This is a genomic window from Tangfeifania sp. (assembly GCF_055108615.1).
Genome location: NZ_JBSQIC010000014.1, coordinates 21,960 through 46,547, shown reverse-complemented (window position 1 = coordinate 46,547; position 24,588 = coordinate 21,960). Strand labels below are relative to the sequence as shown.

General features: G+C 41.9%; 23 protein-coding genes and 1 riboswitch. Of the genes, 7 read left to right on the top strand and 16 right to left on the bottom strand.

The window, feature by feature from the left end; translation table 11 throughout:
* Positions 1-77 precede the first annotated feature (77 nt).
* Positions 78-286, bottom strand: a riboswitch (cobalamin riboswitch).
* 231 nt (positions 287-517) lie between these two features.
* From ACTCNA_RS04950 to ACTCNA_RS04940, 3 genes are all read right to left on the bottom strand, one after another.
* Complete coding sequence (locus ACTCNA_RS04950) at positions 518-649, bottom strand: hypothetical protein (protein WP_462946793.1); 132 nt, start codon at positions 647-649, stop codon at positions 518-520.
* Between the two features lie 117 nt (positions 650-766).
* Entirely contained in the window at positions 767-1,720 is a 954-nt protein-coding gene (locus ACTCNA_RS04945) for a UDP-glucuronic acid decarboxylase family protein (RefSeq protein WP_462946792.1), read from the bottom strand.
* Between the two features lie 2 nt (positions 1,721-1,722).
* Positions 1,723-3,051 (bottom strand): UDP-glucose dehydrogenase family protein, encoded by a 1,329-nt coding sequence (locus ACTCNA_RS04940; RefSeq protein WP_462946791.1) that lies wholly within the window; start codon positions 3,049-3,051, stop codon positions 1,723-1,725.
* 376 nt (positions 3,052-3,427) lie between these two features.
* Between ACTCNA_RS04940 and ACTCNA_RS04935 the strand changes: the two genes are divergently transcribed.
* The 5 genes from ACTCNA_RS04935 (at position 3,428) to ACTCNA_RS04915 (ending at position 6,210) form a co-directional block, all read left to right on the top strand.
* Positions 3,428-3,580 carry a hypothetical protein gene (locus ACTCNA_RS04935; RefSeq protein ID WP_462946790.1) on the top strand — a complete coding sequence of 51 codons (153 nt, stop codon included), beginning with the start codon at positions 3,428-3,430 and terminating at the stop codon, positions 3,578-3,580.
* On the top strand, positions 3,556-3,807 hold the full coding sequence (locus ACTCNA_RS04930; protein WP_462946789.1) for a response regulator: 252 nt from the start codon (positions 3,556-3,558) through the stop codon (positions 3,805-3,807). The genes ACTCNA_RS04935 and ACTCNA_RS04930 overlap by 25 nt, the downstream gene beginning before the upstream one ends.
* Positions 3,808-3,875: 68 nt before the next feature.
* Positions 3,876-4,865: a CdaR family protein gene (locus ACTCNA_RS04925; RefSeq protein WP_462946788.1), complete on the top strand. Its 990-nt coding sequence runs from the start codon at positions 3,876-3,878 to the stop codon at positions 4,863-4,865.
* A gap of 24 nt (positions 4,866-4,889) precedes the next feature.
* Positions 4,890-5,492 carry a dephospho-CoA kinase gene (coaE, locus tag ACTCNA_RS04920; protein ID WP_462946787.1) on the top strand — a complete coding sequence of 201 codons (603 nt, stop codon included), beginning with the start codon at positions 4,890-4,892 and terminating at the stop codon, positions 5,490-5,492.
* Positions 5,476-6,210 (top strand): TerB family tellurite resistance protein, encoded by a 735-nt coding sequence (locus ACTCNA_RS04915; protein ID WP_462946786.1) that lies wholly within the window; start codon positions 5,476-5,478, stop codon positions 6,208-6,210. Before coaE ends, ACTCNA_RS04915 begins: the two co-directional genes overlap by 17 nt.
* 116 nt (positions 6,211-6,326) lie before the next feature.
* Here the strand turns inward: ACTCNA_RS04915 and ACTCNA_RS04910 are convergent, their stop codons facing one another.
* The 9 genes from ACTCNA_RS04910 to ACTCNA_RS04870 form a co-directional block, all read right to left on the bottom strand.
* Positions 6,327-6,821 carry an NADH-quinone oxidoreductase subunit NuoE family protein gene (locus ACTCNA_RS04910; RefSeq protein ID WP_462946785.1) on the bottom strand — a complete coding sequence of 165 codons (495 nt, stop codon included), beginning with the start codon at positions 6,819-6,821 and terminating at the stop codon, positions 6,327-6,329.
* Positions 6,822-6,911: 90 nt separating this feature from the next.
* Positions 6,912-7,280: a four helix bundle protein gene (locus ACTCNA_RS04905; protein WP_462946784.1), complete on the bottom strand. Its 369-nt coding sequence runs from the start codon at positions 7,278-7,280 to the stop codon at positions 6,912-6,914.
* 73 nt (positions 7,281-7,353) lie between these two features.
* The gene (locus ACTCNA_RS04900; protein WP_462946783.1) at positions 7,354-9,105 is read right to left on the bottom strand and encodes an NADH-dependent [FeFe] hydrogenase, group A6; all 1,752 of its coding nucleotides are present in this window, start codon (positions 9,103-9,105) and stop codon (positions 7,354-7,356) included.
* 18 nt (positions 9,106-9,123) lie between these two features.
* Positions 9,124-10,593: an NADH-ubiquinone oxidoreductase-F iron-sulfur binding region domain-containing protein gene (locus tag ACTCNA_RS04895; RefSeq protein ID WP_462946782.1), complete on the bottom strand. Its 1,470-nt coding sequence runs from the start codon at positions 10,591-10,593 to the stop codon at positions 9,124-9,126.
* Between the two features lie 21 nt (positions 10,594-10,614).
* A complete protein-coding gene (locus tag ACTCNA_RS04890) occupies positions 10,615-11,010 on the bottom strand; it encodes a (2Fe-2S) ferredoxin domain-containing protein (RefSeq protein WP_462946781.1) in 396 nt (131 codons plus the stop codon).
* A gap of 136 nt (positions 11,011-11,146) precedes the next feature.
* A complete protein-coding gene (locus ACTCNA_RS04885; RefSeq protein ID WP_462946780.1) occupies positions 11,147-11,887 on the bottom strand; it encodes a PHP domain-containing protein in 741 nt (246 codons plus the stop codon).
* Positions 11,887-12,225: a serine kinase gene (locus tag ACTCNA_RS04880; RefSeq protein ID WP_462946779.1), complete on the bottom strand. Its 339-nt coding sequence runs from the start codon at positions 12,223-12,225 to the stop codon at positions 11,887-11,889. The genes ACTCNA_RS04885 and ACTCNA_RS04880 overlap by 1 nt, the downstream gene beginning before the upstream one ends.
* The gene (locus tag ACTCNA_RS04875) at positions 12,212-13,579 is read right to left on the bottom strand and encodes a [Fe-Fe] hydrogenase large subunit C-terminal domain-containing protein (protein WP_462946778.1); all 1,368 of its coding nucleotides are present in this window, start codon (positions 13,577-13,579) and stop codon (positions 12,212-12,214) included. The genes ACTCNA_RS04880 and ACTCNA_RS04875 overlap by 14 nt, the downstream gene beginning before the upstream one ends.
* Before the next feature lie 63 nt (positions 13,580-13,642).
* A complete protein-coding gene (locus tag ACTCNA_RS04870; RefSeq protein ID WP_462946777.1) occupies positions 13,643-13,987 on the bottom strand; it encodes a hypothetical protein in 345 nt (114 codons plus the stop codon).
* A 187-nt stretch (positions 13,988-14,174) separates the two neighbouring features.
* On the opposite strand from ACTCNA_RS04870, the gene ACTCNA_RS04865 reads away from it, so the two are divergent.
* Both ACTCNA_RS04865 and ACTCNA_RS04860 read left to right on the top strand, forming a co-directional pair.
* Positions 14,175-15,101 (top strand): PAS domain-containing protein, encoded by a 927-nt coding sequence (locus tag ACTCNA_RS04865; RefSeq protein WP_462946776.1) that lies wholly within the window; start codon positions 14,175-14,177, stop codon positions 15,099-15,101.
* Positions 15,085-16,287: a SpoIIE family protein phosphatase gene (locus ACTCNA_RS04860; RefSeq protein ID WP_462946775.1), complete on the top strand. Its 1,203-nt coding sequence runs from the start codon at positions 15,085-15,087 to the stop codon at positions 16,285-16,287. Before ACTCNA_RS04865 ends, ACTCNA_RS04860 begins: the two co-directional genes overlap by 17 nt.
* 81 nt (positions 16,288-16,368) lie before the next feature.
* Here the strand turns inward: ACTCNA_RS04860 and ACTCNA_RS04855 are convergent, their stop codons facing one another.
* The 4 genes from ACTCNA_RS04855 to ACTCNA_RS04840 all read right to left on the bottom strand — a co-directional run bounded on the left by ACTCNA_RS04855 (position 16,369) and on the right by ACTCNA_RS04840 (position 24,475).
* Positions 16,369-17,382 carry a dihydroorotate dehydrogenase-like protein gene (locus tag ACTCNA_RS04855; RefSeq protein ID WP_462946774.1) on the bottom strand — a complete coding sequence of 338 codons (1,014 nt, stop codon included), beginning with the start codon at positions 17,380-17,382 and terminating at the stop codon, positions 16,369-16,371.
* Between the two features lie 172 nt (positions 17,383-17,554).
* On the bottom strand, positions 17,555-19,870 hold the full coding sequence (locus ACTCNA_RS04850; RefSeq protein WP_462946773.1) for a sodium-translocating pyrophosphatase: 2,316 nt from the start codon (positions 19,868-19,870) through the stop codon (positions 17,555-17,557).
* Between the two features lie 249 nt (positions 19,871-20,119).
* Positions 20,120-23,095: a PEP/pyruvate-binding domain-containing protein gene (locus tag ACTCNA_RS04845; RefSeq protein WP_462946772.1), complete on the bottom strand. Its 2,976-nt coding sequence runs from the start codon at positions 23,093-23,095 to the stop codon at positions 20,120-20,122.
* A 129-nt stretch (positions 23,096-23,224) separates the two neighbouring features.
* The gene (locus tag ACTCNA_RS04840) at positions 23,225-24,475 is read right to left on the bottom strand and encodes a DUF1015 domain-containing protein (RefSeq protein ID WP_462946771.1); all 1,251 of its coding nucleotides are present in this window, start codon (positions 24,473-24,475) and stop codon (positions 23,225-23,227) included.
* Between the last annotated feature and the right edge of the window lie 113 nt (positions 24,476-24,588).

Here is a 24,588-nt window from a genome sequence, read left to right as displayed (position 1 = left end):
AAACATTTTACAATACCAAAAACCTGTGGGAAAAATGAAAGGTAAATTACCTCCAGCTTTTACTCCCGAAAGCTTACGATATTGTTTATGAAACGGCAGGTCTTCTGGCTTTCCCCGATTGGCAGCGGCCTTCCCGGTCCGTTTACCAACGGAACAGTGGCTTAAATGCTGTCAACATGAAAGGATTACAGCTGCGGGTACAGCTCCGGAATTCCCCGATAACTATCGGGCTCACCGGATTCCCTTAAAATCTCAAAAACTGAGAACCATTTCACTGCAAAAATAGGTTTTTATTTATAAAAAATGCACCTGAAGATTTTTTTACACATCCTCAGGTGCATTCTTTTAATTTGCACCAGTTTGCCAGGCAACAACTACAGTGCCTTAAACCAATCCTGGAAATATTTTCCCAACCATGGTGTTTCTTTCTTTTCTCCCTGAATAGCCCCCACTAAACTCATTATCCAAAATACGAAAACCACGATAGAAATTATCCATCCAATAACAGGGATCATCGTCAGAATAAGGCCGAGTAGATAAATACCGAGTAACTGGCGAACTCGTCTTTTTCGCTGCTGTTAATTACCAATGCTATAATCCAGCCGATAATAGTAATGTGTGCTACAATTGCCTTTGTTTTCCCATCCATAGTTTTAAATTTTAAATTTTTGTAAATTTCGTAAATTAAAAGTTAGTTAACAAAACAATCACTGAAAATCGAACTTTTTTATCTTTTTCAAAAACGAATAATTATTGGTTTATTGGTTCAGGAAAACTCTTCAGAAGAGAGCAGCTGTTCGAAATACTCCACTGTTTTTTCAAGACCTTCGCGCAGGGGTACAATTGGTTCCCAGTTGTTTAATTTTTCTTTGGCCAGCGAAATGTCGGGTTGGCGCTGTACCGGATCGTCTTCGGGTAACGGCTGGTAAACAATTTTAGATTTTGAACCGGTAATATCCAAAATTTCGTGTGCCAGTTCGAGCATAGTAAATTCACCCGGATTACCAATATTTACAGGGCCTGTAAAATCATCTCCGGTTTCCATCATGCGCACCATCCCGTCAACTAAATCACTTACATACTGAAAACTCCGCGTTTGTTTACCATCGCCGAAAATGGTAATGTCTTTATTTTGCAGCGCCTGAACAATAAAATTTGACACCACCCTGCCATCGTTAGGTTCCATTTTTGGGCCATAAGTATTAAAAATGCGTACAATTTTAATTCTCACATCATTTTGCTGATGGTAATTCACAAACAACGATTCGGCGCATCGTTTCCCTTCATCGTAACAGGAGCGGACACCAATCGGATTTACATTTCCCCAGTAACCTTCCGGTTGCGGGTGTTCCTCCGGATTGCCATATACTTCACTGGTTGAAGCTTGCAGTATTTTTCCCTTAATACGCTTGGCCAGCCCTAGCATGTTGATGGCCCCCATTACCGAGGTTTTTATGGTTTTAATGGGATTATACTGGTAATGAATGGGTGAAGCCGGGCACGCAAGGTTATAAATTTCATCCACTTCAATGTAATACGGCATGGTAACGTCGTGTCGTACAATCTCGAACCAGGGATTTTCCATAAGGCGAACTATTTTTTGCTTTTTGCCTGTAAAATAGTTGTCAAGGCAAATAACTTCATTTCCTTTGTTTAAGAGGCATTCACACAAATGCGAGCCGACAAATCCGGCACCGCCGGTTACCAGAATTCGTTTCATAATTAATTTTTTACCGGGTTACGACCAATGGGATAATAGGTAAACTCTAATTCGGCCAATTCGGCCCGATCATAAATATTTCGACCGTCAAAAATGATTTTGTTTTTCAACAACCGCTCAAGCACCCTGAAATTGGGCAACCTGAACTCTGGCCACTCGGTTACCAGAACCAGGGCATCGGCATCAATGCAGGCTTCATACTCATCTTTTGCATATCCGATTTTGTTGCCCAAAATCCGCTTTGCTTCTTTCATGGCCACGGGGTCGTAGGCAACTACTTCAGCACCGGCTTCAATTAATTTTTCTATTATAACCAGGGAAGGTGCTTCGCGCATATCATCGGTTTTGGGCTTGAAGGCCAGGCCCCACATTGCAAATTTAAATCCCTTTAGTTTACCTCCGAAGTGACTGGAAATTTTCTGATAAAGCGTTGATTTTTGCCTGTTATTTACTGATTCAACCGCTTTCAAAATTTCAAGCGGATACCCTTTTTCATCGGCAGTGCGAATAAGTGCCTGCACATCTTTGGGAAAACATGAACCGCCGTAACCGATGCCCGGATACAAAAATTTGTTTCCAATCCGCGGGTCGGAACCAATTCCTTTGCGCACTGCATCGATGTCGGCTCCAACAATTTCGCACAAATTGGCAATTTCGTTAATAAAACTAATGCGGGTAGCCAGCATCGAGTTGGCGGCATATTTTGTCATTTCTGAAGAGGTGATATCCATAAACAGAATCGGATGCCCGTTGAGCAAAAATGGCTTGTAGAGTTTTTTCATCACCTTCATAGCCTGCTCCGATTCTGTGCCAATTATAATGCGATCCGGACGAAGAAAATCCTGAACAGCACTGCCCTCTTTCAAAAATTCGGGATTTGAAGCCACATCAAACGGGATTTCCACTTCACGTTTTTGCAGTTCTTTTTGAATTGCTGCTTTTACTTTTACCGAAGTCCCCACAGGAACGGTACTTTTTGTTGCCACTACAATGTAATGATCCATGTGTTTCCCAATTTCTGCCGACACACCAAGCACATATTTCAAATCGGCACTCCCGTCTTCATCGGGAGGCGTGCCAACTGCAATAAAAACAGCCTCCGAATTTTCAAGGCTGCTTTTCAAATCTGTTGTAAAAGATAGTCTTCCTTTTTCAACATTCCGTTTGTAAATATCTTCCAGGCCGGGCTCGTAAATGGGTATTTTCCCGTTGTTTAACATTTCAATTTTGTGTTCATCCACATCAAGACAAACAACCTGAACGCCTGTTTCGGCAAAACAAGTTCCCGATACCAATCCAACATAACCTGTGCCTATTACTGTTATTTTCATGTGTTTAAAATGTTTTTATTCATTCGTGAAAACATGCAACTTTCATTGTAAAAATCAACTTTATGTAAAAGTTTATTCATGGATTGTTTCATGTTCATGTATTTATAAATTTGATGGTGCATTTCGAAATAAATATTCAAATGTACAATTTTTGATGAGTAGATTGTTTCATTCCGTTGGAAATTACCTGGGTTTTTCAATTTAAATGACGGTTTTTATAGAAAAATGTGTAATTTCAAAGTGGGAAGATTGAAAAAAAATTATTTCCACTAATGTATTATAACGAATGCTCAATATATAAATTTTGGCAGTGCAAACCAAGCAAATGTGTAGAGCATTCTAACATACAATACGGATATCTTTAAAGAAGAAAAATATGGAAAACGATGCGGCACTTTTTAAAGAAAAGCTGGAAAAAGAAAAATCTGCAAGAATTAAAGCAGAAAAGCAAATCGGGAAACTTAAAAAAGAACTGGAAAAAGCTTTAAATCAAAAAAACACAATATGGATATCCGGATGCCGGGAATAAGTGGCTACGATGCCGCCGAAGTAATAAAACAGGACGAAGACCTGAAACAAATTCCACTAATTGCATTCACCGCGTCAACCCTGAAAGACCACAGCAAACAAATTCACAGTTTATTCAACGGATACCTGCAAAAACCGGTATTCAAAAAAGATGTGGATTTCATTCTGAAAAAACACCTTAAATTCAGCTATGTCGATAAAAAAAAAAGAAGAAGGTTAAAATTATAGAATAAACTGAAAAGAATGATTTTTCAATTGGCATAATTCTTTAATTTTGTCGAAGTTCAAATACTGCAATGAAAAAGAAACTCACAGAAATATTGAATTATTTCAGTTTTGAAAAACTTAAGAACGACCAGCGGTTAATTGTATTTGCTGTTTGCCTTTTAATTGCAACTGCACTTTGGTTTTTAAATGCCTTAAGCAAAGATTACACTACAACTATCAACTACCCCGTGAGGTACACCAACCCGCCAGCAGATATATTTTTAACAAGTACACCACCCAAAAAATTCGAGTTGAAAGTTGAAGGCCATGGTTTTTCACTTCTGCGTTACAAACTCATTATATCGCCTTCGCCCATCTTGCTGAACCTTACTTCAATCCATGAAAATTACGAAGAAAGCGGAAATAATATAACGATTCAATCCCAAAGCTTAATACAAAGAATTTCGCAACAGGTGAGCAACGAAATTACAATTACAGAAATTTCACCCAATGTCATTACCCTGATTTTCGATAGCCTCGCAACAAAAACGCTTCCGGTAAAAACCAACGTTAACACCACTTTCAAACCGCAGTATTATCTTAAAGGCGAAATTACTTTTGAGCCTGAAAGCATAAAGGTATCTGGGCCTTCGGCTGCACTCGACACCATCCGGTTTCTGGAAACCGAACAAGTAAATATTTCAGAAATAGATACTGATATTGAAAGGGTTGTGCAGGTTAAAAGTCCTTTAAACACACAATTAGCAACCGATAAAGTACTGATGAAAATACCGGTCGAAAAATTTACCGAAAAAGAAATCAGTATTCCGGTTGAGGTAAAAAACAAGCCCGAGGGTGTATCGGTTAAACTTTTCCCTTCGGAAGTAAAAGTTTCGTTTTTGGTGGGTATGAGCAACTACGAAAGTACAACAACAAATAATTTTAAAATCACGGTTGATTTCAACCAGGCTGACAACAGCAGCGAAACCCTTGATGTGACTGTTGATTCGCAACCTCCATTTATTCAATTGCTCCGGGTTTCACCCCGGTCAGTTGATTTTTTGGTGGAAACCGATTAAATAAAAATTCATGAAAAAACAAAAATGGCTTTAACCATAGGAGTTACAGGGGGAATTGGCAGTGGAAAAACTACTGTATGCAAAGTTTTTAAACTGCTGGGGGTACCGGTTTTTGAAGCCGACGAGACAGCTAAAAAATTACTGGATAACGACCAACAGGTAAAATCGGGACTCATTCATCTTTTCGGTGAAAATATTTACAACCCGAATGGAACCATTGACCGAAAAAAGCTTGCGGAAATCGTTTTTAACGATAAAATTCAACTTTCAAAAATGAATGAACTGGTACATCCTGCCGTTCGGGAATATTTTGAAAAATGGGTGAAACAACACAAACATTTCCCGTATGTAATTCACGAAGCTGCAATTCTTTTTGAAAGCGATTTCTATAAAATAATGGATTATACCATTTTGGTAACTGCGCCCGAAAATGAAAGGATTGAACGGGTAATAAAACGCGACAAAGTAAGCAGGCAAAAGGTTGAGGAACGCATAAAAAACCAGTTCCCCGAAGAAAAAAAACAGGAACTGGCCAACCTTGTGCTGATGAACGATAACAAAAATTTATTGATACCAAAGATTATTGAAATTGATAAAAAACTAAAAGAAGATGGCAAAATTTGGTAAATGGATAGGCGGAGGATTAGGCTGGGCAGTTGGTGGCCCCATAGGAGCAATATTTGGTTTTGTGGTGGGCTCAATTGTTGATGGAAGTACAACTGAAATTCAGACAGGAAGGCCAAGCGGTTACTCGGGCCGCACCACAACCGGCGGCTACGTAATGAGCCTGCTGGTATTGGTAGCTGCAGTTATGAAAGCCGATGGGAAAGTACTAAAATCAGAACTGGACTATGTTAAAAAATTTATGGTGCAAAACTTTGGGGCAGCATCGGCACAGGAAGCAATAAAAATGTTACGCGATATTCTGAATCAAACCATTCCGGTAAATGCTGTTTGCAGTCAAATAAAACAAAACATGAACTATTCGGCGCGGTTGCAACTGCTTCATTTTTTATTTGGAATTGCACAGGCCGACGGGCATGTTGACGAAAATGAACGAAAGCTGATTGAAACGATAGCCCGCCAGATGGGCATTGGCAACGGCGATTTTGAGTCCATCCAGGCGATGTTTGTAAGAAACATTGATGCCGATTATAAAATCCTGGAAATTGCCCAGGATGCATCGAACGAAGAATTGAAAAAAGCCTACCGCCGGATGGCCATGAAATACCACCCCGACAAAGTGAGCCACCTGGGTAATGATTTTCAAAAAGCAGCAAAAGAGAAGTTCCAAATGGTGAACCGGGCTTACGAAAACATTAAAAAGGAGCGGAATATTGCATAAAAACACCGGGGCAGCATCAGTAAAACATGACGCACCCCGGCCAACAGAACAAATTAAATGTTAGAAGGCTTTGAAAAAGTAAGTAAAGAATTGTAAAATAACCTCAAAGCCTTCTGTTATGCGGTTTTTGCATTTTCGCGGTATTCTTTAATAATATTAACCACGTGGGTGGGTGCAACCCTTCCGAACACTTTTTCGCCCACCATAACAACTGGTGCCAGGCCGCAAGCTCCCACGCAGCGTAGGCAGTTCAGCGAAAATTTCCCGTCACCGGTCGATTCGCCCACTTCCACTTTCAGCTGGCGTTTAAATTCGCTTAACACCTGTTCGGCTCCCCGCACATAACAGGCAGTTCCCATGCAAATTGAAATGGGAAACTCTCCTTTGGGGATCATGGTGAAAAAGCTGTAAAAAGTAACTACTCCGTAAACTTTTGCCACCGAGGTTTTAAGTTCGCGGGCAATGACTTCCTGCACTTCGGCCGGAAGATAGCCCAGCTTGTTTTGAACTTTATGTAACACATTTATAAGTTCGCCTTCTTTATTTCCATATTCAGTGCAAATGTCTTTTATTTGCTGAACCGTATCTTCTGCAAGTTTTATTTTTGGCATCTTATTTTGTTTTAATTAGATTCTCAATAAAAATGTTGTGTCATAAAATCTAAAAATCATACGTTTTCAGTAAAAGTCATTGGTCATCGGTCATTTGTCACTGGTGGATGTGTGACCAATTGATTTAATAAACTTGTTATGTCTTCTTCCCAGTTCATCTAATTTAGCTATTAATCGTATATAAGTTTCTTCAGTAATATGTTTACGATTCCGTGCTTTTGTTAACCAGGTTCTTGTCTCAGTTTGTGAGCCTCTGGAATAAAATTGAAACTGACGATTTTCCTTATAAAAATAGCGACCGTACCCTTCACTAATATTAGCTGCGATTGAATCAGCAGCTTCTACCAATTGTTTACCGGTAGTCCATTTGTGAAAATTTTCCCACTTCTCTACTAAAAAATAGATTTCGTCTCCAATTTCCATAGCCAACTGATACACTTTTAAATCTTCCAGATTCATATTTCTTAATTTTAAGCTTTAACCATTCCCGAATCTTTCACTTTCCTAATGACTAATGACCAGTGACTCTCTTTCAGGTTCGATCAAAATATTCGGTATGCAATAACTGGTGCGCCTTTTCGCTCATCGGGTTTCCCAGAAATTCTTCATACAACTGAATGATGTACGGGTTTTCGTGCGATTTTCTGATTTTTTTATTGCCATCCTCCTGGTAAATAGCCATTTGCCGTTTTTTCAGAATTTCAACATTGCCATGATGATAGGGTTGCCCACCACCACCGATGCATCCACCCGGGCAACTCATAATTTCAATAGCATGAAAATTGCTTTCTCCGGCTTCAATTCTATTAAGTAATTCGCGGGCATTCCCCAGTCCGTGGGCAATTCCAATATTTATTGGAAAACCATCGAAATCGATTGTAGCCTGCCGGATGCCTTCCATTCCTCTCAATTCATTAAAATCAATTTTGGGAAGTGGCTTTTTCGTGTACAGTTCGTAGGCAGTTCGTACCGCCGCCTCAATCACACCACCTGTTGTACCGAAAATCACACCTGCACCGGTTGATTCCCCCAGTGGCTGGTCGAAATCCTCATTTGATAAGCGGCTAAAGTTGATATTTGCCAACTTAATGAGCGAAGCCAGCTCGCGGGTAGTGATGGCGTAATCCACATCCGGATTGCCATTTACTTTGAACTCATCGCGCCCGCATTCGTACTTTTTGGCAACACAAGGCATAATTGAAACCACTACCAGATCTTCCCGTTTGATTCCCATTTTCTCCGCAAAATAGGTTTTGGCTATGCTGCCAAACATTTGTTGCGGCGAGCGTGCTGTTGAAGGAATATCTTTCAGCTGCGGAAACTGATGTTCGAAAAATTTCACCCACGCGGGGCAACAAGATGTAAGGATTGGCAATTGCACATCTTTATCTCCCTCCAAAAATTTGGTCAGCCTGTTGAGTAATTCAGTGCCCTCCTCCATAATTGTGAGGTCTGCAGCAAAATCGGTATCAAAAACTTTATCGAACCCCAGACTGCGCAACGCCGAAACCAGTTTGCCCGTAACCAGTGTGCCGGGTTCCATTCCAAACTCTTCGCCCAGTGCAGCACGCACGGCAGGAGCTGTTTGAACAATTACAGTTTTTGAAGGATCGGACAACGCCCTTACCACATTACTGGTTTGATCCACTTCGGTTAACGCACCGGTTGGACAAACAGCCACGCACTGCCCGCAATAGGTACAAACCGAATGGTCGAGATTCATTTCGAAAGCAGGAGAAACAACAGAGTTGAACCCGCGGTTGATGGCAGAAAGTACCCCAACCGTTTGTACCTCGTTACACATCATTTCGCAGCGGCGGCACATAATGCATTTGTCCACATCGCGGATAATAGCCGGTGAAGTGTCTTCCCTGTAAGTTGACTGCTCACCCTTGTAGTGAATTTCCCTGATCCCGAGGTGATGGGCCATATCCTGCAGTTCACAGTTTCCCGACTTTGCGCAAATAAGGCAATCAGCCGGATGATCCGAAAGGATTAATTCAACAACAGTCCTTCGTGCATTTATGGCACGTATGGAGTGCGAATGTACCACCATGCCTTCGGCAACCTCGGTACAACAGGCCGGGGCGAGGTTCCTTCTTCCTTCCACTTCTACCACACAAACGCGGCACCCGCCGGGCTTGTTCTCAATATTCATGTCGTCGAGTTTCATATGGCAAAGTGTTGGAATGTGAACCCCAATGCTTTTGGCCGCCTCTAAAACGGTAGCTCCTTTTTTTACTACCAGTGGTTTATTATCAATTGTTAATTGTACTGTATCCATTGTTTTTAATTTTCAGGATTAGAAAAGTTTAATTGCATTGAACTTGCATTTTTCGTAACACACGCCACATTTAGTACAAAGCGACTGGTCGATGTAGTGTGGCTGCCTTCTCTCCCCGGTAATTGCGCCCACCGGGCAGTTGCGGAAACAAAGTGTGCAACCGGTACAAAAATCCTCAATTATTTCATATTTAAGCAACGCTTTACATTGTCCTGCCGGGCATTTCTCCTCATTTACGTGTGCCAGGTATTCATCTTCGAAATTGAGAATTGTGGACAAAACAGGATTGGGAGAGGATTGTCCCAAACCGCACAAAGAGGTATCTTTTATTACATTGCTCAGTAATTTCAACCGTTCCAAATCTTCCTCTTTTCCATTTCCGTTGGTTATATTCTCGAGAATTTCGTGCAACCGTTTGTTTCCAATGCGGCAGGGCGAACATTTACCACACGACTCTTCGAGTGTGAATTCGAGGTAAAATTTGGCAATGGAAACCATGCAGTCATCTTCGTCCATCACAATCATACCTCCGGAGCCCATCATTGAGCCGGCTTCAATAAGATTATCGTAATCGATAGGTGTATCCAGGAAATCTTTGGTCAGGCATCCACCTGAGGGGCCACCGGTTTGCACCGATTTAAAGCCTTTACCATCTTTTATGCCACCGCCAATATCGTAAATTACTTCGCGCAGGGTTGTCCCCATAGGCACTTCAATCAGCCCCACATTATTGATTTTACCGGCGAGGGCAAACACTTTGGTACCTTTCGATTTTTCAGTTCCGATTTTACTGAACCAGCTGGCCCCTTTGTTCAGAATTACCGGAATATTGGCAAAAGTCTCCACGTTATTCACGTTGGTTGGTTTGCCCAGGTAACCTGAAACGGACGGGAACGGGGGTTTAAATGTAGGTTCGCCCCTTAACCCTTCCATGGAATGGATGAGCGCGGTTTCTTCGCCACAAACAAATGCGCCGGCACCAAGTCGGATATCTATTTCAAAATTGAATCCGGTCCCCAGGATATCTTCGCCAAGAAGCCCGTATTCACGCGCCTGATTAAGCGCAATTTTAAGCCTTTCAATGGCAAGCGGATATTCGGCCCTGATGTAAACCAGTCCTTTGCCGGCACCAATGCAGTAGCCGCAAATAGCCATGGCTTCAATAACTGAATGTGGATCGCCTTCGAGTATTGAACGATCCATAAACGCTCCGGGGTCGCCTTCATCGGCATTACAAACCACGTACTTTTCATCCGACTCCACATTACGGGTAATTTCCCATTTCAGTCCTGTGGGGAATCCACCGCCTCCACGGCCGCGCAATCCTGAGTCTTTTATTTCTTTAATAGTTTCTTCAGGAGTGAATTCGCCAAGGCATTTGCCAAGCGCCATATATCCATCGCGCGAGATGTATTCATCAATGCTTTCAGGATTAATGAAACCGCAATTCCGTAAAGCAATCCGCAATTGTTTTTTATAATCGGTCATAATTGATTAGTTGAAAGTTAATTAATCGTCGATGGTTTTAAAAGTAATTGGAATTACGCCATCGATAAGTTCCCCGCGTTTTATGTAAACATCAATAATTTCTTCTGCCTTCTCTTTATTTACATATCCAAAAACCACAGGATCTTTTCCCGGCAGCGTTACTTCCACGGTGGGTTCGGCATAGCAATAGCCCATGCAACCGGTTTGGGTAACTACTGCATCAATGGCCTGTTGTTCCAGCTCCTCCACAAAATATTTCATGGTTTCCTTTGCTCCGGATGCAATTCCGCAGGTGGCCATTCCCACCTTCACCTGCACTAACCGGTCAGGGTGATCGCTGTTTTCACGTAATTTAATTTTCGACTGAACTTCCTCTTTTATTTTCCGAAGGTCAGCCACTGATTTTATTTTTGTCATAGTTGAAAGGTTGTATTTATTTTATTACTCTAATTTCTTTCAGGTTGTTTATTATTATTTACTATGATTTCAATCAATGTAGCTTTAGCCCTGACTGAATTCTGCACTATATCCAGCACATGTTCCGAAATGGTTTTCATACCTGCTCAACAAAACGGCCTTCCAATTGATTCAATGCCTTCTTAATCTCCAAAAAAGTTATTTCTTTCATATTGAAGACGGAGCAAATTTCGCCAATTTGTTCTATATAATGGGCATCAGAATTGCGGATCAGGCTGATTTTGTTTTGTAAAACATATTGTTGTTCAACATCATTTTTTGAACCATGCATCGAAAGCCCCAGTGCATCGAACTTTAAACCGGGTGGAATGAATCCCAGCTGACTTAATATTCCGTTAACAGACCGGTCGATGTGGGCAGGAATAAAAATCCCGTTTAGCCTTTCTACCTGCTGCTGAATTTTGGTAATCCCCACTTTTAAAGCCGCCGGCAAATAATACGGGATCAATTCCAGAATATTTTCATCCTCATCTATTACAGGTTGGTAACCAAAATATTCTTCATCATTCGGAATTTTGGTGATGTTTGCATCGATAAATTCCTGGAATTGTTGTAATTCTTCTGCTTTTTCGAAAAACGCGAGGCAGTGCACTTCTTCGCGGGTTGTAACTTCGGCACCAGTCAGTACATAAATTCCTTCCTTCTCAGCCAGTTTTTTAACCAGCAGTGCATTTTTTGTAGAATTATGATCGGTAATTCCAATGATATCGAGATGGCTGGCTTTTGCTTTTTGCACAATATTCCGGGGAGTCATTTCCACATCTCCGCAAGGCGACAATAACGTGTGAATATGTAAATCGGCCCGGAATTGCTGCATCACCCCGTATTTAAATCGTTATAGATTTTGCCGGCCATTTCAAAAGTTTGCATCGAAGTTCCAAGCAGAGGCACTACTTCTTCGTTACTATGCTCAAGCGTATCTTCATCAGGTTCCAAATTTTTTACAAGGATAACCGCTGCCAGGTCTTTCAGCGAAGCAATGGCTATCACATTCTGGTGGGTTTGCAATGTTATCCAAACTTCATTTTCAGCTGCATTTCCCATCACATCACTCAACAAATCAGATGCGTAACCACCTGTAATTTCGTTATTTAAACCCTGTTCTCCTGAAAAAACTTTCAGGTTATATTTTTTTACCAAATCAGAAACCTTCATTTCGTCCTCCTTTTTTATTGCAATCGGCCTCGAAACGCTTTTCGCCCCAGGTTTTTTCCAGGTTTTTATAGGCTTTTTGCGGGTCTGTTTTCTGTTCTTTTACATATTTACTCTGAAGAAAAACGCAATCGGACATCTTTGCATTGCCCTGCACCATGTCTTCAGCCAGCGCATGACAATTGGGTGCGCCGCAACCTCCGCAATCGATTCCGGGCAGCTGGCAGAGTATTTTATTTATTTTCTGAAGCTTTTCAATGGCTTTCGTTCTGTCTTTATCTAAAATAAAAGCATGTTGCGGTTCAATTTTATCTGAAACAAGTTGCCCTTTTACCGTCTGTTTTTCTTTTTGGTTTACTTTAAGCTGAGAAGCCCGCGGGTAACGCTGTGCTCTTTTTTGCAAACGTTCTACTGTTAAGAAACGGTTGCCGGTGAGTAAAATACCACCGGCACATCCCTGTCTGCACGATTTCATTTCAAGAAAATCGAGATCCGGAACTTCATCGTTTACCAAACGCTCCAAAAACTTCACCACATTGTGAATGCCATCGATTGCCATCGATTTTTTCCGGAACCATGAAGTTTCGCCGCGTGGTAAACTCCAGAGAATTCCTTCGCGACTCAGGTTTTCCCTGAATTTGGAAGTATCGGTTTTTTCATGCGAGGGAATCAGTTTCAGGATGCGATTGTACAAATCCTGCATATTGATGATGCCGGTAACAATCGACTCCTTTTCGACAACCGGCTGGTTAACTGCCGCCATTTTTGCCGAACACGGCGACACATAAAAAGTACCGATTTCATTTTCGCTGGCACCCTGTTTTTTCAACTGCTCAATGGCAAAATAGGCTGCTAAATCGTGCGGTGCTTTTCTTTTTACCACGTTTTCAACCAACGATGGATATTTGCACTGAATGAGTCGGACAATGGCCGGACAAAAAGAGGAAATTAGCGGCCGATCTATATTCTCACGGTAGTTATCTTTTATCGATTCCATAAGCCAGCCGGCAGGTTGTTCTACCTCAAAAATGTGTGTAAATCCAAGTTCAAGCAGGGCTTCGTAAATCTGGCCTTCAGAATAAATCTCTGGAAACTGACCGATAAAAATCGACGGAAACAAAACCACACGATATTTGTACCCGTTAATCTGTGAGAGTTCGTCCTGTTCCACATAAAATGCATCAACCGGGCAGACACGCAAACAGTTTCCGCAATCGACACAACGCTGATTATTGATTGCAGCCACACCGTCTTCAATGCGAATGGCTTCGGTGGGGCAAATTTTCATACAGTGTGTGCATCCGAAACATTTTTCAGTATCTACTCTGATTGCATGATATTTTGGTTCTCGTCTCATCAGTAAAAACATTTAAAACGCACAGTGGTGCTTTTTCCAACTGTGCTTTCAATTTTCATTTCATTAGTAAACCTCTTTTAATCCGTTTGCATACAAAACTCCACTGGCTTTGTAAATTGAAAACGGGGTTTCGAGAATTACCAGCCCGTTTTCTTTGGCGAGATCAACCATTTCGGGCGTGGCCTTTTTATTGCGCGCCAGCAAAACTGCGCTGATATCGGCCATCTCGGCGGTACGAATTAACTGCACATTGGCAAGGCCGGAAATCAACAAAATATTTTCCTCGCCGAGTGTCAACACATCACTCATTAAATCGGAGCTAAATGCCTTTTCCAAACATTTATCATCTGCTAAATTTCCCGCAGAAATTTTTGCCTCGGTATGACGGATTATTTCACTGAGCTTCACAATTATTTTTTGGTAATTTCAGGTTATTTACAATAGCGTAAACATCACAAAGATAAAGGAACAGGTTTTCAAAATGCTGTTAAAAATCAACAATTCATGTTATAAAAGATGATTTAAAATGAATTGAAATAAGCCATTTATTTCTTACTTTAACCAATCAAAAATGAATTGAATAAAAACCAACTTTATGATATACGATAAGCAATCATTCCTGACCGGGAACATCGATGATCCGGAATTTTACCAAAAAATTATTGATGCATTGCCGGTGCCCATTTTCTACCGCGATTTAGAAGGGGTTTTCCAGATGTGCAACAAAGCCCACGAGGAATTTCTTGGAATGCCGAAAGCACAAATCATTGGCCAGTCGGTTTATGATGTTTACACCAAAGAAATGGCTGATATTTTTCATCACCGTGACCAGCAGCTGATTGCCAACCCGGACGTGCAGGGCTACGAAACCCGGGTGAAGCAAAAAGACGGCTCCCATTTGGATGTGGTCATTAACAAAGCCGTAATACGCGACAATGACAACAAAATTGTTGGAATTGTGGGTTCGATAAATGACATCACACAACTCAAAAAAACCGAGAAACGCCTGGAGAAAGCAAGAGAGTCGATGGAAGTTTCGTCGCACATGATGCACAAAATCAACCTTGGCATCATTATGATGGATCAGGAAAATAAAGTAATTGACTCCAACGAAAGTTTTGCCCGTTTAATGGGAGAAGATATCCTGGAGCTGTACGAAACCATTCCCGGGCTGAAAGGTGCCGATGTGGAAGGATTGGTTCCCGAAGTCATTTTTAAAATGTTGTCGGGAATACTAAAATCGGGCGAAGAAATGCTTGACCGCGACATTAAATACAGCGACAAACTGCTTCATGTTTCGGTGGTAACACTTTACAAACAAAAAGTGGTAGGAGCTGTTATCCGCGACATGTCGGCTCCTTTGCTTGTACGCGACGAAATTATTAACCGTGCACAGCGCATTAAGGAACAAAATATTGAGACGGTACAAAAAATTGCCCACCTGCTTGGCGAAAATGCAGCAGAAACTGAGGAATTACTCAACTCAATAATACAATCTTACAGATATGGAGACGACCAATAATCAAGACTACCACGTTGAAATTGATGTACAGCAAAAACGTCCCAAAAATGAAATTGCCTGTGGTGATGTTTTCTTATCTGATATTTTCAGGGAAGAAGGTCGTACCATACTGGTTTTAAGCGACGGAATCGGCCACGGCATAAAAGCCAGCGTACTTGCCCAGCTCACAGCAACAATGGCAATGAAATATGCACGGTTTCACACCAAGCCCGAAATTTCATCGCGGATAATAATGGAGGCTCTGCCCAAAAGCAGCGACGGCAAAGAAAGTTATGCCACTTTTACAATTATTGAACTGGAAGCCGACGGGCAGGTGCGGATAATCAACTATGACAATCCGCCGGTGCTTATCATACGCAATGGGAAACCATTTCAACCCAAAGAATACGAATTGGAGGTGAGAGGCCATGAAAACGTGGGAAAACTGTTGCGCTGCCGCGAGTTTGTTGCACGCAAAGAAGACCGGCTGGTATTCCTTACCGATGGCGTTGTTCAATCGGGACTGGGGGGCAACAACCGCTATCCCATGGGCTGGGGAATTGATAACGTTAACAGTTTTGCCCTGAACCAGGTAGAACGCATGCCAACCATTTCGGCCGCCAAACTGTCAAGGAAAATTATTAACCAAGCAGCCATGAACGACAACTTTGAAATGAAAGACGATACCACATGCGGCGTAATTTATTTCAGGGAACCACGGAAATTCATGCTAATTACAGGTCCGCCATTCTATAAAATAAAGGATTACGATTTTGCCGACCGCATTAAAAGTTTCAACGGGAAAAAAATAATTTGCGGTGGAACCACTGCCGAAATAATTGCCCGCGAACTGAATATGAATGTTGAGATTGAACATGCTCCCAAAACCCGCGATTCTTTACCACCTTCAGCAAAGATGGAAGGATTTGAAATGGTTACCGAAGGAATTCTGACCCTGGGAAAAGTAGAAGAAATTCTCGATAATTACAACAGCGATACACGGTTGCAGGACAGTCCGCCGGAAAAAGTAGTAAAACTGCTGCTTCAACACGACAGCATTGAAATTATTTTGGGCACACGCATCAACTGGGCACACCAGGATCCGGAGCAGCCAATAGAATTAGAACTTCGAAAATTTGTAGTTAAACGGATTGTTAAAATATTAACCAATAAGTTTTTTAAACATGTGGAAATTGAATACCTCTGATGATTGCAAACAAAAAAAAACAAAAGCAGAACCCTGAAACGGATTCTGCTTTTAACACAAACAAAATTAAACGATTACCAACTACCTCATCGGATATTTCTTAAAAACACCTTCTGAATTCATTAAAATATCGATGTATTGTGCACGCTGATAAGTAAAGGGGTCTTTCATGTTTTTGCGAGAAAGTTTGCCCCTGAAATCATCGAGCGATTTGTACTCTTTTTCATCCATCCATTTGTTCAGTTCATCGAGGATTTTTGCCACAACCGCCGGTTTATTTTTATAAATGGTGCTCACCAGCTGCACGGCATCGGCTCCGGCCAGTAACATTTTAATTACGTCTTCGGGAGTGTAAATTCCGCGGCTCACACAAACATCACCGTCGAGGTTACCATATAGCAATCCGGCAAACCTCAGTGCTACCATGTGATCCCTGGGATTACTCAATTCCCACGGAAAGTGAAATTCTTCTTTTTTAATGTCAATTTCGGGTTGAAAGAAACGATTGAAAAGCACGTAAGCATCGGCACCGGCTTCATCAATTTTTTTAATAAAATTTAGTGGATTGGTATAAAACAAACTGATTTTTACACTCACCGGAATTTTCACTGCTTTTTTTACAGCTTTTACAATTTCCACCTGTTTCTCTTCTATCGATTCACCTGTACGTTCGAAGTAACCCGGGGTGGCGTATAAATTTAATTCCAGCCCGTCAACTCCGGTTTTTTCCAGTTCCTGTGCGTACTCCACCCAGGTGGGTTCGTACAATGCATTTAGACTGGCAAACACCGGCACACTAACATTTTTCTTCAGTTTTTCAAGGTTGTATAAATGTTCCTTCGGGCCGGCATGTTCAATTTCCGGAAAAAGCCGAATCATCTCTGCATTGCGTTCTTCGTATTCGGTAAGATCTTCTGACATTTGAAGGTCCTCAAGCTGAACCTGTTCTTCGAATAACGAACGGTAAACGATTGCGCCAATCCCTGCTTTTTCAAGTTCTTCAACGGTTTTTGGTTTTTCTACCAAATTGCATGCTCCAAGAATAAGCGGGTTTTTAAGTTTTACCCCCATGTAGGTTGTTGAAAGATCTGCCATATTAATTGATTTTTTGATTTTCCTAATTAAAAACTAAATATAGAAATATTTTGTTCAAAATCCTTTTATAATTGTTGCTCTTTTATAAAAGAACCGGAATTTATACTGAAACAAAATAAAAAACCACCTGCCAAATGACAGGTGGTCCTTTTCAATTCAAATTCAAAAATGTTTATAACAAACTTAAAGTTACAGTTAACCCGGCCATAACAACCGATACCATGGTCATAAGTTTAATAAGGATATTCAGCGAAGGCCCTGAAGTGTCTTTGAACGGGTCGCCCACTGTATCGCCAACAACGGCTGCGTGGTGTGCTTCGCTACCCTTACCGCCGTAGTTTCCTTTTTCAATAAATTTTTTGGCATTGTCCCAGGCTCCGCCGGCATTATTCATAAATACTGCGAGTGTAAACCCAGTTGTCAAACCACCTGCCAGCAGACCAACCACACCGGCTACTCCCATTGCAGCACCAACAATTACAGGAACGGCAATAGCAACAAGCGATGGCAGCATCATTTCGCGCTGTGCGCCTTTGGTGGAAATGGCAACACACCTGGCATAGTCCGGTTTAGTTTCGCCGGTTAAAATGCCTTTCATTTCGCGGAACTGGCGGCGCACTTCGTCAATCATAATACCAGCTGCACGCCCAACAGCTTTCATTGTAAGTGCACTAAACAAGAAAGCCATCATTGCACCAATGAAAATTCCACCTAAAAACAGCGGGTTAAACAGGGTAATATCGTAAGCTGCCGAAAATTGTTTCACTGAGGCAGAAGCAATTTCAATTCCGTTAACTCCCTCAGGAACATCAATATAAAAATCCATACCTCCTTTGGAAACAAAACCTTCGCCGGCTTTTGCAATTTTACTGAACCACAAACGAACTTCTTCCATATATGCCGAAATAAGTGCCATTGCTGTAAGTGCAGCCGAACCAATAGCAAAACCTTTACCGGTAGCTGCAGTTGTATTTCCCAGCATATCGAGTGCATCGGTGCGTTCACGAACTTTAGGATCCAACTCCGCCATTTCGGCATTTCCGCCGGCATTGTCGGCTATTGGCCCAAAAGCATCGGTAGCGAGAGTGATTCCGAGAGTTGAAAGCATACCTACAGCGGCAAAACCAATTCCGTAAACTCCCATGGCAAAATGCTGTGCGCCACCTGATGCCCAGAAAGCTCCCATAATTCCAAGAACAATTGTTACCACCGGAATCCAGGTTGAGGTCATTCCAACAGCAATTCCGTCGATAATGGTAGTTGCCGGCCCCTGCTGGGCTTGTTTGGCAATGCCTCTGGTTGGTTTATATTCATCGGAAGTAAAAAACTCAGTGGCCTGTCCTATTATAACACCAGCAGCCAAACCAATTACCACAGCCCAGAAAACGCCCCAGGTTACCCATCCAAGCATAACCAGGCCAATCATTGCCAGCAATACCAGTGCTGAGCTGCCTCCGGTACCGAGCAACAATGCATTGAGCAGGTTCTTTTGTGTAGCCGACTCTTTGGTGCGAACCATAAAAATACCGACAATCGATAAAATGATGCCGATTGCTGCCACAATCATCGGGGCAAGCACAGCCTGATAAGCTGTAAGTCCTGCATCTTTCATTACCAGAGCAGGCAGCGATGCCCCCAGTGCAGCAGTAGCGAGAATAGAACCGGCATACGATTCGTAAAGGTCGGCTCCCATTCCGGCAACATCACCCACGTTATCACCCACATTATCGGCAATTGTAGCCGGGTTACGCGGATCATCTTCAGGAATACCTGCTTCAACTTTACCAACCAGGTCGGCACCCACGTCGGCAGCTTTGGTGTAAATACCACCGCCTACACGTGCAAACAACGCCTGGGTTGATGCACCCATACCAAATGTAAGCATGGTTACCGTAATTTCGATTAATTTTACCCGCTCACCAGCACTGTTAATAATCCCCTCTGTTACATATTCAGGGTGTGCATGTACAAGGTTTAATCCAAGAAAATGTAGCCCGTTGGCCATATTATCGGGTGTATAAACCCACTCATTTAATATCAGAAACCAGGCTGCAATGTCGAGCAATGCAAACCCAACTACCACAAGCCCCATTACTGCACCGCTGCGGAAAGCAACCTGCAATCCTTTATTCAACGATTGCGATGCGCCATGTGCGGTACGTGCCGAAGCAAATGTTGCAGTTTTCATCCCCAAAAAACCACAAAGGCCTGAGAAAAAACCACCGGTAAGAAATGCAACAGGAACAAATGGATTCTGTACATTAAAGTAGGCCATGATAGTCAGCAATATAAACAGTATTACAAATACAATTGCAACCACTTTGTATTGCCTGTTCAAATAGGCCATGGCACCTTCTCTGACATATTGAGCGATTTCTTTCATCCGGTCTGTGCCCTCCGAATTCTTCATCATCGATTTAAAGAAAAACCAGGCAAAGCCCAGAGCCAAAATCGAAGCAATTGGAACTATAAAGAAAATATTGTCCATAAGATTGAAATTTTTATGTAACAAACGTTACGGTTTAAATAATAATAAATTCAGTAAACTCTTAGTTTTTATTATTTGTAATTTTTAGTTTTCAAAACATTTTCTCCAATAGGCAAAGATAAATTTTAAAATGAAATGCCGAAGTTTCAGTCCATGATTTGACAACAGGTTAAAATTTGTTAACACATCTACTGCACTATCACTCTGAAGCCTCGGAGTTCCTGTTATACAACACATAAAAACATTTCTCTATAAATGTATAAGTGCCTTTCGTTCTTTTCCGTTCATTAAAACTTTCAATGGTTTTTTAAAATGAATATGTTTTATAAACTCACTTTCATTAACAATTTCCTGCTCTTTCAGCATGTCCATTTTTAAAAATTCGTTTTTTGAATTATGAGGTACAGAGAAGTAGCCCACGTTCATCGAGGTTACATTATGAAAGAAATGCGAGCCGAGAGAAGCATCGAGCGGAAAGTCAGGCAACCCCATTTCTACAATTACACGAGCTTTCGAAATATTTGACCAAAGTACGGGAATTCCGGTGTAAGGATCGCGCGACCCCCAGCGGCCGGGACCAATCAAAATATACTCCCGGCCTTCTTTTTCAATAAGGGTGTTAATTTTATTTATTTCGCCAGCCATCTGACGGGTTTTAGTCTTTTCAAATTTTTCAGGATCAACAAAAACAATATCACTGATACTATCAATTTCCCCGTTACCCATTCCTCGTTCGGTGTACATAAAAACTCCTTCATCGTCGAGCGCCCCCAGGTCAATGTCCACTTGTTGTTCAAGCCTTATTAAAGGTTTTATTTGCAACAGGTAGAGGGTAGGCACCCCATTTTCTTTGGCATCCAAATCAATGGCATACTCAATTTCCACCGGCGACCCCATGGCTTCTTTAAACAATTGAAGGAGCAGCCTGAGGGTTTCGGCTAACGGGATATAGTCATATTTCAGAATATTGGCAAAGTCGATAACACGTGGCCCTTCGCCCTGAATTCCCGGGACCAGATCGTCGTTCTCCATCAGGTAAGTTGATGCGGAATGCTCAAGCGTACCATCTTTTTCAGCTTCTTTAATCCTGAATTTTATAATAGCAGCATCCTCGCCGTCGGTAACAAGATCAAAATCATTTTTTGTCATATCGATGGCATAAAAATGACGCTGCGTATCGCGCAGCTGATCGCTGACTGCCGTGGGATTTATGGCAGGAAAACGGGGACAGAAACGGTACGAACTTTCACCTCCAACAACATACATTCCCAGCCCAACAGCAGCCACCGAAAAACCATCTTCGGGTTTCATGTAGGAAATGGGATAATAATTATACGATTGTGCAACGCCCGAAATTGTCGGATAATATTTGTTGTTATACTCCTGCCCTACTACTTCCTGAATAACAACTGCCATTTTTTCTTCTTCAATTTTATAATTAATGGCATCGAAGTAAGCTTGCGACGATTCGGTAAAAATACTTGCGTACACAAGTTTAACTGCTGTTTCCAGCTGATTGAAACGCGCATTTTTATCGGGGTGGTTATTGGGAATTAAGAAGGTTGCATAAACGCCTGAAAAAGGTTGCAGCAATGAATCTTCAAAAAGCCCGGATGACCTCACGGCAAGTGGTTTATTTACCTGTTCGAGATAGTTCATTAAACGCTCCCGGATTTTACTGTCAAATTCCGACTCCAGGAAATGCTGCCGGATGGATTCATAATCGTTTAATGAATAAATATCGTCATACAAGTTATTCATTTCAACAAACTTATCGAACTCAAGAGCGCCAATTATTGTGGTTGAAGGAATGCGAATATTTAAACTGGGTATAAGTTTCTGAAAGTCGATATTTTCAATGAAATTACAAATAAAGGCAATGCCTCTTCCCTTTCCGCCAAGTGAACCTTTGGCCAGCCGGTGAATCAACCGGTTTGATGTGGCCAGTGCGGGATCGAAATTCACGATGGTGCCTTTTAACTTTTCGAACCTTACATTTTGAAAAACCTCCAGGCAAAACTGTCTCAGCTCTTCTGCCGACTCGAAGTCTTCTGTTTTTACCGGCCGCAACTGTTCGGCCATATTAATTTCGCCGCGGGCCATCAGCCAGGTTGAAAAAGAATTTCTTTTCCCGTGATATAACAATGCTTCGGCCGGAATATCCCTGAATTTTTTTTGAAATTCAACCAGGTTTTCAGCTTCGGTTATCGGTTTGCCGTCCTGGCCTTTAAAAACAAAATTCCCGAACCCAAGGCGCCGGTACAAAAAGTTCAGAATATCCATAGAAAGGCTTTCAGAATTTTTATCGATAAAATCGGCCTGAATACTTTTGGCACGTTCTGCATTTTCAATGTCCTGCGACTGCAACAAAACCGGGATGGCGTATTTCAGGTTGCTTTTTGCATACTTCAACAGCTCAATTCCGGCATTTTCATCGTCCACCCCGTTGAGTTCAAACTGGACATCGGAAATAACACAAAGCATATATCGCCTGTAACTATTGATAACCTGTACAGCATCTTCAAAATTATCAACCAGGATCACTTTGGGGCGGGCTCTCATTTTCAATATTTTATGCAACTCGTCTTTGGCATCTTCCTGCACCAGAATCTGGGTTTGGGTCATAATTGTGGTGTAAAGAATTGGCAGGTAGCGCGAGTAGTACTGGATGCTGTCTTCTACCAGCAGTACCACACGAACATTCCCGTTTTGCGTGTCGCGGGCTACATTCTTTTTGTCCTCTATATATTTAATCATGGCCAGGAAAACGTTGGAATTTCCGTTCCAAACAAATATCCGGTCGATAAAGTCCAGTTTTCTCCCTTCGGCCTGGAAATAACTTAAATCGGCATTGTTATTTGCCAGCAGCAGAAGCGGAATCCGCGGACGGCTCTGACTCAGCTCACGTGCTGTTTCAACCGCTGCATCTTTATCGAGGCCGGCCATTACAATTATCAGGTCAAAATCGCGGTGTTCGAGTGTGAGCAGTGCGTCTTCCCTGGTGTTTACGCTTGTAAACCGGGGTGCTGCATATAAGTTGAGCTGCAGGTATTCGCCAAAAATTTTATCGCTGAACTGGCCCTCCCTCACAATTGAATAGGAATCGTAAAGCGTGGCCACAAGGAGCACTTCTTTTACCTTGGTGGGCATAAGTTCCTGAAAAATATCGCGATCGGTTTTTTTGCGCTTGTAAATACTGCCAAGTGTTATCTTTTCAATATCCATAATTTCTGGTTTTAAACTGCTGAAATTAGCGATTTTTGAGGAAAATAAAACAGCCAGCGCAATGTTTGGGAAATAAAAAAGGGACCTAAATACTCAGCCCCCTTTTCAAGTTAATATATATTCTACATGTCAGTCCAGTTTGTGAATTACCAGTCCCGAGCGTAATTTGGGTTCAAACCATGTGGTTTTGGGAGGCATAATATTCCCGCTGTCGGCAATGTTAATGAGTTGCTGCATTGAAACGGGATAAAGCGCGAAAGCTGCTTTCATTTCGCCTGAATCAACTCGCTTTTTCAGTTCTCCCAGGCCTCTTATTCCACCTACAAAATCAATTCGTTTTGAGGTGCGCAAATCGGTTATACCGAGAATTGGACCAATAACCTGATTAGACAGAATAGTAACATCGAGGACACCAATCGGGTCGTCATTGTCGAAAGTTCCCTTGCGGGCAGTGAGTTTGTACCAGTTGCCGGAAAGATAGAGGCTGAACTCATGTAAACGTGATGGTTTGAATATTTCAGGCCCCATTTTTTCTACTTCAAAACCTTTGGCCAGTTCTTGTAAAAAGCCCTCTTCTGAATGGCCGTTCAGGTCGGTAACAACCCGGTTGTAATCAATTATCTGCAGTTGATCGTCAGGAAAATGCACCGCCATAAAAAAGTTGTATTCTTCGTTGCCGGTATGATTAGGATTTTGGGCAGATTTTTCGAGCCCTATCCGTGCGGCGGCTGCAGTACGGTGATGCCCGTCAGCAACATAAGTGCAGGGTACTTTTTCAGCAAAAAGCCGTTCGAGTTTCTGGTTTTTGACCACATCATTAATCACCCAAAAGTGATGTCCGAAACCATCATCAGCTGTAAAATCGTAATCAGGTTGGTTATTTTCAACCACACTTTTTACAATCTCATCAATTTCGGGAACAGCTTTGTAGGCAAAAAACACAGGTTCTATGTTGGCATTCAGGTACCGCGTAAGTACCATCCGGTCTTCTTCTTTTTCGGGCCGTGTGAGTTCGTGTTTTTTAATCACTCCCTTTTCGTAATCGGAGCAGGCTGCACCACCCACAATACCGTACTGCGTGCGCCCGTTCATGGTTTGTGCGTAGATATAATATTTTGGTTCATCGTCTTGCACCAACCATCCTTTTTCCTGAAAAGCAATAAAGTTTTCCCGGGCTTTGTTATACACAGTTTCAGAATGAATATCCTGAATTTCCGGCAGTTCAATTTCGGCACGGGTAATGCGCAGCAGCGAATTTTCTTTTCCCCGGGCCATTTGAGCAGCTTCCTCCGAGTTCATTACATCATAAGGAAGGCAGGCCAAATCTTCTGCAATATTTTTGAGTGGACGGAGTCCTTTAAAAGGTTTTACAATTGCCATATTTTTGAAGTTATTAAGTTATTGAGTAAGTGTGTAATTGAGCGATTGGGTAAATGTGTAATACTTTTTTGAAATTGTATTCTCATTGAGATTTCCTTTATATACAACTATAA